Origin of the sequence: Streptococcus moroccensis (assembly GCF_030812835.1) — a bacterium.
Classification (GTDB): Bacteria; Bacillota; Bacilli; order Lactobacillales; family Streptococcaceae; genus Streptococcus; species Streptococcus moroccensis.
Genome location: NZ_JAUSTM010000036.1, coordinates 1 through 12,327, shown reverse-complemented (window position 1 = coordinate 12,327; position 12,327 = coordinate 1). Strand labels below are relative to the sequence as shown.

General features: G+C 37.5%; 8 protein-coding genes and 3 pseudogenes. 3 read left to right on the top strand and 8 right to left on the bottom strand.

Annotation, left to right across the window (positions count from 1 at the left end):
- Window positions 1-757: pseudogene (locus J2S23_RS10740) on the top strand (transposase); the annotation flags it as partial.
- Between the two features lie 196 nt (window positions 758-953).
- On the opposite strand, the gene J2S23_RS10735 reads toward J2S23_RS10740, so the two are convergent.
- The 8 genes from J2S23_RS10735 to J2S23_RS10700 form a co-directional block, all read right to left on the bottom strand.
- Complete coding sequence (locus J2S23_RS10735; RefSeq protein ID WP_307122719.1) at window positions 954-1,889, bottom strand: alpha/beta hydrolase; 936 nt, start codon at window positions 1,887-1,889, stop codon at window positions 954-956.
- A gap of 27 nt (window positions 1,890-1,916) precedes the next feature.
- Window positions 1,917-3,446 carry a sialate O-acetylesterase gene (locus J2S23_RS10730; RefSeq protein WP_307122718.1) on the bottom strand — a complete coding sequence of 510 codons (1,530 nt, stop codon included), beginning with the start codon at window positions 3,444-3,446 and terminating at the stop codon, window positions 1,917-1,919.
- Between the two features lie 15 nt (window positions 3,447-3,461).
- Window positions 3,462-3,764 carry a hypothetical protein gene (locus tag J2S23_RS10725; RefSeq protein ID WP_307122717.1) on the bottom strand — a complete coding sequence of 101 codons (303 nt, stop codon included), beginning with the start codon at window positions 3,762-3,764 and terminating at the stop codon, window positions 3,462-3,464.
- Between the two features lie 38 nt (window positions 3,765-3,802).
- Complete coding sequence (gene pgmB / locus J2S23_RS10720) at window positions 3,803-4,441, bottom strand: beta-phosphoglucomutase (RefSeq protein WP_307122716.1); 639 nt, start codon at window positions 4,439-4,441, stop codon at window positions 3,803-3,805.
- Between the two features lie 17 nt (window positions 4,442-4,458).
- Window positions 4,459-6,219: a glycoside hydrolase family 3 protein gene (locus tag J2S23_RS10715; protein WP_307122715.1), complete on the bottom strand. Its 1,761-nt coding sequence runs from the start codon at window positions 6,217-6,219 to the stop codon at window positions 4,459-4,461.
- A 16-nt stretch (window positions 6,220-6,235) separates the two neighbouring features.
- On the bottom strand, window positions 6,236-7,102 hold the full coding sequence (locus J2S23_RS10710; RefSeq protein WP_307122714.1) for an MBL fold metallo-hydrolase: 867 nt from the start codon (window positions 7,100-7,102) through the stop codon (window positions 6,236-6,238).
- Window positions 7,103-7,113: 11 nt separating this feature from the next.
- On the bottom strand, window positions 7,114-8,475 hold the full coding sequence (locus J2S23_RS10705; RefSeq protein WP_307122713.1) for an MFS transporter: 1,362 nt from the start codon (window positions 8,473-8,475) through the stop codon (window positions 7,114-7,116).
- A gap of 181 nt (window positions 8,476-8,656) precedes the next feature.
- Window positions 8,657-11,074, bottom strand: coding sequence for a GH39 family glycosyl hydrolase (locus J2S23_RS10700; protein ID WP_307122712.1), 2,418 nt, complete (start codon window positions 11,072-11,074; stop codon window positions 8,657-8,659).
- A 283-nt stretch (window positions 11,075-11,357) separates the two neighbouring features.
- On the opposite strand from J2S23_RS10700, the pseudogene J2S23_RS11360 reads away from it, so the two are divergent.
- Together J2S23_RS11360 and J2S23_RS10685 are read left to right on the top strand one after the other, a co-directional pair.
- Window positions 11,358-11,842: pseudogene (locus tag J2S23_RS11360) on the top strand (transposase); the annotation flags it as partial.
- A 108-nt stretch (window positions 11,843-11,950) separates the two neighbouring features.
- Window positions 11,951-12,169 (top strand): annotated as a pseudogene (locus J2S23_RS10685) (type II toxin-antitoxin system RelE/ParE family toxin); the annotation flags it as partial.
- Window positions 12,170-12,327 lie beyond the last annotated feature (158 nt).

Genomic DNA, 12,327 nt, shown 5'->3' with positions numbered 1-12,327 from the left:
AATAACCGTCAAACAACGATTAAGAATCACTTTTATAAGTACCCTCGAAAGGTTCGAGAACAAGTCAAAGTGGTGACCGTAGACATGTCTGGTAGTTATATTCCTCTGATTAAAACCATCGCTTTTTTATTTTTTGGCTCTGGCTGAAATAGTCCACTGGACTATTTCACTCCCACTGGCAGAAATTGTACTCGATCGTTTCCACATCGTACAGCACCTGGGACGTGCTATGTTGTCCACTCGAATTGCCATCATGAAAGAGTTTGACGACAAGTCTCTGCCTTACCGAGCTCTTAAAAATCATTGGAGATTGTTCCAGAAAGAGAGTCGCCAATTAGCTGATAAACCCTTCTATTCGAGGACGTTTAGACAAACTTTAAGACCTAAGGAAGTCGTTGAGAAAACACTAGCTTTCTCAAACGACCTCCGCTATTACTATGACCTTTATCAGCTGCTCTTATTCCATTTTCAACAGAAGAAACACACTTACTTTTTTGAACTGATTGAAGAACACATGACTACTGTCAACTCAACCTTTCAAACCGTCTTTAAGACCTTTAAAAAATATAAAAAATACATTACTAATGCCCTAGAATTACCTTATTCCAACGCTAAACTAGAAGCCACTAATAAACTGATCAAAGATATAAAACGAAATGCCTTTGGTTTTAGGAACTTCAAGAACTTTAAAACTAAAATTTTGATCGCTTTGAACGTGCAAAAAGAGAGAACCAACGTGATTCTCTCTCGTACATGATATAAGTCACCCACTACAGTTGACAATGAGCCTCTATAAGAACTCTATCATCTTCAGAGAGTCTAAAGTTAATTATGAACAGAACCTGATCTAGAGCATTTTATTACCATTTAAACCAAACTTATTAATTAAACAACTTCTTTTTGCTATAACCAATCTGTCCAACTTAGACCCCTTTGTATTATATCGTTCTATTTTAAGCCCAATTGCTTTTTTCATTTAGAGGGAGTGTAAAGCGTTTTTGAAGCCAGGCTTCAGCAAGATCTACCCACTGTCTTGCGTCAGCATTCACTTCCGTCAAGGCTGCCGCTGTCGCTTGTGTTGCGAGCGCTAATCCATGCTGACCTTCTTCAAAAATATGCAATTCAAATGGGATGCCAGCCTCAGCAAGGGCTGTTCCTAGGCGTGTGGATTGACTGACTGGAACAAGCATGTCCCCAGCGGTCGCCCAGATAAAGGTCGGCGGCGTTGTCTGATCAACTAAGCGTGCTGCGCTAGCTTGGAGCAATTGCTCCTCTGAAGGGTTCTCTGTACCAAACAAGGAGATATTAGCCACTCGAAAGAGGCCTTGAGCCATCTTATCTTGCGTCTTAACATGTGCCTCATGAGCAAAGTAATCTGTAATGGGATAACCTGCGATAATCGCTGCAGGCTTGATTTTGGTCACATCAAAGACATCCGTCACAATTGGTTTATTCCAATGGACACTGTAGTTAGTCACATTATTACCCCCAGCAGAAAAGCCACAAAGAGCAATCTTATCTGTGTCAACCAACCATTCATCTGCATGATCATGGATGAGGGTTAAGGCCTGAGCAATATCATGAATGGCTGAAGGAAATACGGTATCTGCTCTGCCTTTAACCTGACTTGAAAAAAGCTGTTCGAACGCATCATCTGCTTCTAAGAGGACATGATAGCGCAAGACAAAGGCGTGGTAACCCATGCTCGCAAAGCGCAAGGCTATCGCCTCTCCTTCACGGTCCGAACAGTTAAGATAGGCGCCGCCAGGACAAATCAAGATAGCAGGTCGCTTTTTCCCATCGAGCAATTCAGGAGAATCGCTAATAACATAGGTTGTTAAATCAACATTGGTTCTGTTTTGATCTAAATTAAAGGTTTCAATAATCATCTCATCACACTTTCTAAATAACGTCTGTCATTTAATTGTTTCACAAATAATCGTTTCACAAAACGGTAGAGCTGGTATCCCTGCTTGATTATATAAATTGAGGGTCATCCAGTTGGAACATCCCAAACTGACACGCCATTCTTTAGGAGCCTTGGCTACAGCGAGCGTCAAGATTAGCTTATCTTGGTCAAGACTCTCTGTAAAGGAAATCTCCTCACCATCAGCCTCCAGTTTCAGAAATGCTACGCGCTCACCCTTAATCACTAATCCTTCTTCAGCATGATTAAAATGAAGTACCAATTGCCCCGCATCATAAGTTACACTTGCGATAGTAGGCCCATCTGCCTCTATCAGATGTCCGTATGTGTGTTTTTGAGCTAATAAAGCTAGTCGTTCTCCTACCGTCTTTTTATTTTTAGGGTGTATGTCAAATTGTTCACCTAGGTCAGAAATGGAGCAGAGGTAGGTCAAATCTGTTTCCTTGACTGCCTTTTGCTGGCACTCACGAATGATATCATACCGAATAGCCTTATTCTCCAACCAAGACTCATAACCTGGTAATTGAACGATGTAAAAAGGTACATCTTCTCCAAAAACCAAACGCCAATCTCTAATAAGTCCCTTCAACAAAGATTTGTATTGGTATTGTTTATTGTCGATATCGTTGCTTTCTCCTTGATACCAGAGAATCCCAGCTATCGCGATATCCCTTAACTGAAGAACCATATTCTCAAATAGACTCGCGGGGAGGGCTTGGGGTTGCAGTGAAGCCATGTAGGACTTTATGTCTTCGCCAATACTTGAAAACAAGTCAGCTAAATCTTCTACTTTAACCGTCCTAGGCATAACCAATTCTCCAAAAGCATCTTCAAAAGGGAGACCTCTGTTATTTAGTGGAGAGTTCAGCTGGTTTTCCCAGTACGCTGCTACATTTTCTGTATCTAACCAATCATGGTAAACATCGATTGTATCTGGATCTAATTGTTGAATGGTCTCCAGTTTCATCCAGGATTGAATCTGAGTACCACCCCAGTTACAACCGATAATGCCCACAGGACAATCCAGTGCACTTGATAAATTTTTAGCGAAGTAATAGCCAACAGCCGACCACCAGTCAATATCCTCAACACTTGCTTGTCGCCATCTAGCCATCTGAGAAAAATCGAAAGCCTCTTTAGCTTCTGGGAAAGCTATTTCAGGAACATCATAAAAATAAATATGCTTAGGTAAGTTATTAATTTCTTCATTAAGATGTTTCTCATAGCGCATGTGAAATTCCATATTTGACTGACCACCTGCTAACCACAATTGCCCTATTGCAACCGTAAGCTCAATCTTACTCCCATTAGAAGAGACTAGAAGTTTTTCACAATAAGAGTTGTCTAAAGGTGGGAGCTCTAATTGCCAATTGCCTTCGGAGTCAGAACAACAAGCCACGGAATGGTTTTGTAGAGTCACATTTATTTTACTATTTGCAATAGCATTTCCCCAAATCTTTTGGGCAACTCCTGACTGAATGACCATATTGTTTTGAAAATATTCTGCTAATCTTAACATCTCATCACCCTTTCTTTAAGCTACTGTCAGAATATAGCGTTGATAGGCTTTCAATGGCGTTTCTGCTTGATTAGCTACCTCTAGCAAGATATGGAAGGTATTTCCTGGCTGAGCATCGGCAGGAATTGTAAAGGTGACTTTCGAGCTGTCACTTCCAGGCATCGGTAGTTGGGTATTTAGGAGCATTCGTTCAAAATACTGGGCAATTGGAATTTCCATATCACATAGTTTTCCATCACCAATATAATCAATATCGCGAAAAGCTTCTACACCATCGAGTATAACTAGTTTTTCATCACGTTTACAAATCAGATTCAATTCTGACTTTCAAAATATTTCGCAAAATACTGACATTTTTACCTCACAATACCTATTAAATCTTCAAAATTTGAAAGCTGGAATGTTACATTTGGATGGCTTTTTGCATCACCTAAGCCAGCACTATCAAATCCCCCCCTACTCGCTGCCTCAACGCCAGAAATCGCATCTTCTACCACAAGTGAACAGCTTGGTAAAACACCTAACATCTCGGCTGCTTTTGTAAACACTTCTGGATTTGGTTTTGCATGAGAAATATTCGTACCATCACTAATTGCGTCAAACATATTAATAATTTCAAGTTTTTCAAGTATTCTTTTAGCATTCTTGCTAGAAGAGCCAATTGCTATTTTAATACCAATATTCTTTAAATCTCTTAATGTCCTTAGTACACTCTCATCTAAATCTTGAGGTGCCATGTAATCCAGTAAATGTAAATAATAATCATTTTTCGCCTCTGCCAGAAATGCTTTTTCATTTGGAGACAAGTGACATATTCCTGACTCCTTTAAAATGATATCTAAACTATCTAGTCGTCCTACACCACGTAATTTCCCATTTATTGTTTCATTAAATGTCGCACCAATCTTATCTGCAATAAATTTCCATGCTTTATAATGATAAGAATCTGTATGGCAAATCACACCATCTAAGTCAAAAATCACTGCTTGATACATTTTTTCACTCTTACTACCTATAATCTTAAATACTCTTTTTGACAAAAAGGATCTACAGGACTTTGTCCCACGAACTCAGTTCGTCCCATAATTTTATCCATAATTTCTTTCATGATAATTTCACTATTGCTATATGAATTTATTAATGTTTTCGCCATAGGAGCATCAAATAAGTGATACGGATTTGCGGTACTAATAAATAAAGTTGGTATTTCTTTTGTAAACCAAGGGACATCATCTCCTAGTCCAAAGATGACATTCCAATCTAACCGAGCAGTAGTATTATTTGAAGCATTTTCAATATTAAAAACGTATACATATAAATCCTTTGTTGGAACAAATTCATGAATACTTCGATATAACTCTCCAATCAACTCTTCCTTTTCTGAAGTTAAGTTAAATCCCATTAAATCTTTAGCCTCTAACGTTACAGATCGATCACGAACGGTGACATCAAACCCCTCTCTTTCAAATAATTTTCTCCATTTTTGAACTTCTAAATCCTGTGAATCCGTTAATTTCCGCTGAATGACATTAAGATAAATTCTTTTATATTTCTTTGGCGAGATAGGCAAAAGCTGTTGAGTGTCTTTTACCAAAGTAACAGATTGCTCAGCGACTTTTTCAGCCCATCTGTTGTGTTCTTCACAGCCCACAACAGATAGTTGTTCTTCCGGAGGAACTAGCTCACCTTTCTGTTGTCTTATATGTAATTTCAAAGATGCCTTTAATGCTAACACTCTGGTGACTGCATCTTCAAATCGCTCCTTCGTTATTCTTCCGTCCAAAATTCCCTTTTTCACAAAATCGATATCTTCGTCCAAACTTTTGTTAAAAAGGATTATGTCACAGCCTGCAGCTATGGATGCAACAACAGACTCTTCTCGCTTCATCGCTGTTGTATATCCTACCATACACGTAGAATCTGTTGTGATTACACCATTGAATCCAAGCTTCTCTCTTAACAATCCAGTAACTAACTCACGCGAAACAGATGCTGGATAATACTGTTCCTCCACAGTTGCATTGGGATTCATCTGCTTCACATAAGCGGGCTGGGCAATATGACCTACCATGACACTTTGTGCACCCTTGTCAATCAATTCCTGATAAATATCACCATAGGTTGCATCCCATTCCTCACAAGACATAGGATTTACAGAGGTTACAATGTGCTGATCTCGCTCATCGCATCCATCTCCTGGAAAATGCTTAATAGCAACGGCAACATCATTTGCCTTAGCTCCCTCCATATATGCAGCTCCCATCTCCTTTACACGATTTGGATTTGAGCCAAAAGTCCTTACATTAGTAATTGGATTTTTAAAATCATAATCAATATCAACAATTGGTGCAAAGGACCAATTCAAACCAACTGAAGCGCCCTCTTTACATGCCACATAACCCATTCGATACGCATTTTTCGAATCATTTGTAGCCGCAATCACCATTGGTTTACCAAAGCTTGTTCCTTCAAAACAAATACCATCACCACCGGATTCAATATTGGCAGCTAATAAAAGTGGAATTTTTGCCATCTTTTGAATACGTTCATGAGTTGAACGAACATCTACTTTTTTGCCAGTACGATACATGATTCCACCAACATGGCAGTCATTAACCAAATGCCGCAAATACTCTTCTTTATCAGAGAGGCCCAGTGGAACAAACAATTGACCTACCTTTTCCTCAAACGACATTTCACTCTTTACTTTCTCAATCCATTTAATATCCGCATCATTTAAAAAAAAAGGATTTTGTTTTAGTCTTATATCCATATTTGTTTCCCCTCATCTATATACGTATGCGATTTTTGTCATAAACAATATTGCCTTTAGCATTTGCGAAATCCGAAAAATCAAAATCCTTAGCGATTAGCCCTTGTGTTCCCATAAACTCATAAGGAATATCTGCTGTTTTTCCATTCTGAATATCTTCGCAAACCGCAACTACATCTTCCATGAGTCCAAGGTAACCAACTCCATTGCCATGGGATAAGAGAACTTCATCATATCTTCCGTTCACTTTTTTAATAAGCGATTTCACATGTTTCTCATATTCCTCTACGGAAGTTGTATACTCATCAAACAAAAAAGTAAACGTGTTACACGCATCTCCAGTTAGTAAATAATTTTTTCCGTCATGCTCCTGAATTAAAAAGGTTAGACACCCTTTCGTATGACCTGTACAAGCAAATGTTTCTATTGTTACATCACCCAAATCAAATTTCTCACCCTCCTTCAAATCCAGAAAATCATCAAAAGATGGAGATTTAATATAATCTTCTTCAGCAACAAAGATTCCCAATCCATCCGCTTGTAGCATCGAAATCCCCTCCATTCGGAATGAATCCTTTGCATGCTTTTCAAAAACACAACGATCCTCATGATTTAAATATACAGGACATCCTGCGTTAAGAAATTCTTGTGCTCCCATGGCATGATCTAGATGTCCATGGGTAATTAAAACTTCAAGTGGCTTTCCTAGTCCTTTGTGCTTTCTACGGATATCCTCAACCGCAAGATATAAACTTCCGAATCCACTTCCGGTATCTATCAAGATATCCTTTTTTTCACCTTCTACCAGATACATCAGTTCAGTGGAAAAGCCATAAATTCTTGTAACATGTTTCGATACTTCTTCACTTCTAAATTCCAACATTGTAACTCCTCCTATTTTCTATGCTTCAACTCTAATTCGTGCTGCATCTGTGCACTATATTTATCCAAATCTAACAATAAACTTAGAATAATCAACAATACTCCTACAATAGCTAATAACCATGTATAAGAAAATACAATCGCATTTTTTGCAGCCTCTGTTTGTACCATTACCAAACCGTCATAACCCCCAGCTGCTAGAATCCAGGTGGCCACTGCAGGACCAAGACCCATACCAAGTTTTTGTCCCAAACTAAATCCTGCTATCGTAATACCTTCTGAACGGACTCCTAATTCCCACTCACCATAATCAATAACGTCACCAGTGAGTGCAAAAGCACAAGAAAACATACTACCCAAAAAAAATCCTTTGATAATGGTGAGCACGACAAGCAACGGAATATTTATATAAGTCAATCCCATTAGAACGGATGTTACTGTAATCACTATCGCACTCAAAACCATAATCTTCTGTTTTCCAAACTTTCCAACCAACTTAGCCACAATCATATTCATAAATAACGCTGGTAACATACCAGCAACGGAAAGGAGACCAACTAAATTTGCATTATTTAATACACTGTTGCTGAAATAATATCCCACTGCCCCTTGTGCCATGTTATGAAATAAGAGTAAACTAAAAACAGCCATTTCAATCCAGAAATATTTATTGCGTATTATTACTTTTAAAGAAGCCTTGAAGGATTCCTTTGACTGTCCAATCGGAACATGTCCTTCATCTTCATAGATGTTCTCTCTAGTCCCCCAGAAACCAACTAGTATGAATATTGCAGACAAAATTGCATACACACAAGCCGTATTTCGGAAGCCAATTCCCACCGTCAATGGAACCCAAAAAATGGAAACCGCCATACCTAATATCTGGTTAACAATTTGTCCCATTGCCGCAATCTTCTGTCGTTCGACCCCATTAAATGTAATAATTGACAGCAATGCTGTATGTGGAATCACAAAAGATGTAAATCCAATACAATTAATAAAAAAGTAAGTAATATACGCATAAATTAATTTGCCGTTCATACTCAAATTTCCAGGTGTACTAAATTCAAAAATCAACGCTACAAAAATAAGTATTGCACTAACCAAAAGCCACGGTCTTGCTTTTCCCCAACGTGTCTTCGTACGTTCAACAATTGCCCCCATTAAAAAATCCGTTACAATATCAGCGAAACGCATCAAGAGCATCATTGTCCCTACAGAAGCTGCAGTAAGTCCTACAGAATCTGTTAAGTATGCAGCGAGGAATCCTCCAATTATAGTAGTGACAACATTTCCTCCACCAGATGCTAAAGAATAACTGATTTTTTCTCTTGTATTTACATATCCGGTTTCTTTGATTTTTGTTCCAGACATTATTATTTCCTCCATAATATTTTTACAAATTTAGAAAACGTTTTCTTTAAATATTATTATAGAAAAGTCTCTTTATCATTACTCTCTTACTAACATCTATTTTTCCCGATTATTTTACAAAAAAAAAAATACAAAACCTGACAAATAGATCTTTGTCAGGTCATAAAAACAAGATTTTACGTCAATTATTAGTGACTTTTTTTCTCATGCGAATCAATCGCACCTCATGCTCATCGATGGTTCCAGATATTTTCAGTTTCTTGTCCAACATTCTGCGTTGCTCCACAGTGTACCCTGGTTGTGACACTTCTTCCAAATACTTTTGTTTCTTCGCATTTAGAATCGAAGGAGCTCCCATTCTCCGCCAATAATCATACGAACTTCCAGATTCTCTGCAAATACGCGTGGTTTCAATCTCCCAGATCTCATCAGTATCTCCAAAAAATTCAATACAGAAATTCTGAACACCACAACTCTGAAAACTATAGTAACGATCAATAGTCAGTTGCTCTTCCCTCGAAACAATTTCAGACAAATGAATAGCCGGATCGGGTGGACAATAATTATATAAAAGAATTGTAAAAACACTTCCATCCTTTGATTTTGAAATTGCATAACCATTATTACGGTCGACATAGTATCCTTCCATCTGATTCAATAAACCATAAGTATGATACATTGCCTTAGGCACATTTTGAGTAAATAAAGCTGGCGTCCCAGTAAATAGCTGATTCGAATCCTCGTCACTATACACAACTGAAGCTACTAATGATTCCACTTTTCCCAAATTCTCCATTGCATGTTTAGCAAGAAAAGCTGAATTATAACAAGTATCACTCCCCAAATCTTTATACCAAATCGTAGAATTCCAATACAAAAAAGTAATGGGAAGTCCTTCTAATCCTTCTTCTTTTAGAACTTCTTTAATTAAATCTTCATCTTTAGCTAACAGATCCGGATCTGCGCAAAGTGGAACTGGCTCTTCTGTCATCGCATCAATCTTTTCTAGAATCTTATCGCGATTTGTTTTATCATAGTCCACAAAAAATTCCTGTAGACTAAGTAAATTCGGAATACAATTATTTTTTTTACAAAACACTAAAAAAGAAGATAGTTCCTTTGTCCCATCCACTCGGAGTAGACCACAGTCAAAGGTCCCTCCTGTAATAATCGCTTCAGGAAGGAATGCGCGTATTACTTCAAAGGTTTGCCTATAATATTCTAAATAATCCTCCATGGAGTAAAATCCATATGATACATACAAGGCAGGTGTAATAGAAAATCTCCATTGCGAAATTTCCGCTACTCCATAGCGTTCACTTATATGATCCATAAACGAAGACACCAAATTGCTCCAACGATTCAAATCATTCGGGAGTTCCATGTATGCACCGTAAAATTCATTTTTACGCTTGGAGGTCAATTGACCTGGAATTCTACCAATCTCAATCCAAGGTTTCATCGAAACAGCACGAATACGATCCAACACCTGATCGATAAGGTAAAAATCAAAATTTGCGCTACCATCGCCACCTAGAAAATAGGCATGCATCGTATCATCGAATATTCCCTGAATCTGGAGATATTCCGGCTTTATTTGACAACTAATGCGCTCGACTGTCTTAGAAAATTCGTCATCCAATAATAATTTTGCGTATCCACACCCAATTGCCACATTTGTGACAGATTTTCGATAGACGCCGGGACTTTTAAGTGAAATCGAAACATTCATCATCGGACGCTGAGGCTTAGAAAGAATTTCCGTCTCTGCTTCTATTCCAGCATATTTCAACAAGCCGATATCATGCATAGATCGATTTTTTGCCTGTGCATCTTCCTGGTACCATTGACGGGAAATTTTATACTTATAAGGGGTCATGCCATATTGCTTTTTAAAATTATAAATCAATGTATTAGGATTTCCAAAACCGACAGATAAAGCAATTTCAGTCACCGATTTGTTTGTCGTACTGATTAATGAAGCCGCCACTGACAAACGAAGTTTCCGAAGGTAATCTGAAAAATGTATCCCCATCACTTCATGAAAATGTCTAGACAAATAACCTGTAGAAATATGACAGTCCTTTGCTACTTTAACAAGATTTATATCATCAGAAAAATGATGGTTTAAGTACAGCAATACTTCAGAAAGCGTATCTCTTCTAATATCATCATCCACAGCAAATTTTTGCTTTAATAAATCTAAAATACCAAGTAGATGAGAAAGACAATACACTGCTCGGTTTTTCCTATCTTGAGTATACTCCTTATAAATTATTGCGAGTTTCCCTCGAATTAATTCGTAGTACTCTCCCAATTCCTTGCGTTCAGAACTGCAACAAGCAACACTCGGCATATCTAATTGCTTTAATAAATTATAGGAAATGTAGAGTGAAACTGTGTGAGCTCCTGTTTCTCTATAATGTTCATGGTGTTCAAAAGGATTAAAAACTATAAACTCTCCTTCTCGGACCAAAATATTTGTTTTTGTCTGCATCACACCTATGCGCCCACTCATTACATAGAGAATTTCCATACAATCGTGAAGATGCGAAAATGTCATATCACAATCAATTTCAAATTCAAATTCTTTTATCATTCAAATAGCCTCTTTCTATCCTTGCTTGTCTAACTTCTCTATAGAACAAATTCAGTTACATCGAAAACTTCCAGTCCTAATTCGGAATTTTTAGTGCTATTCAAAGGGATCCCCAAGTAATATTTACTAATGTTTTAAAAAATATATCAAATAATACATTTTCATCATGTTACTTTTTTATTTATTTTTTAAATCCAAATTTGTAAAATTAAGCTAGACAGAAAAAGCCAGCGCTGTTAGGCTCAGATAAACTACCACATTTGCCTGAAAGGAACTAACATAAATGACCTACACCCATCTTATCACAAACGAACTCGTAATGATAGAGGCATATTACCAATCAGGTAAGAAAGTTTATGGCATTTTAAAGTCACTTGGTAAATCACGACAAACGATTTACAATGTTCTTTCTTTTCTGAATACTGACCATTCGACTTATGACTATTATGAGTGTTACAAAACTAACATGAAGCGTTGTATCGGAAAAACACTCAACTCACAAAACAAGTACTAGACTTTATCCAATCGTATTTAGAATTAGATTGGAGTCTCGTTGTGATAAAAGTTACCTATCCTGATAACATCCCTTCTTCTATGATAATCCTCTAACGCTTAGCTGACCGTAGCATCTTTCATTAAAATGATTTACCCTGACAAGGGAAACGAAAAACCAATGGGAAAGAAACTCGCGGGAAACAAATTTTTCGCAGAGATATTCATGAGCTCACTGAAATATATCCAGATTTCGAAAGTGAATTCGGTCATCTTTAAGGAGACACCATTGTCGGCAAGAATCATAAAAGTGCCATTATTACGCTGGGTGAGAAGCAGTTTCTTGTTTATACAAATAAATTATATTTAAATACATAAAAAATCTTGAGAAAAGGTAATTATGACCTAAAATTTCTTCCCTTATTTGAGGAAGATCTCGCTAAAATTGTCAGTTATATCTCAAAAAATCTTCATAATCCTACTGCCGCACATCCATACTACACCATTACCGTCAAAAATTTTATGATTTTCTATGTTTTAATTGGCAAGACTATGGAAGTTCGACGAATCTTATATCGAAAAAGAGAGATGGATAAGCTGCTTTTAAAGATAGAAGTACAAGCCTCACAAATTATACTGCTCCCCATTTCTCTTTTGCGATGGATGAATCATGACCACCCGTCTAACGGGTGGTTTGAACAGGGGCTATAAGCCCACATCACCAGCCAGCGCCTAAAGACGCTGGCTTTCACTTTGTTCAA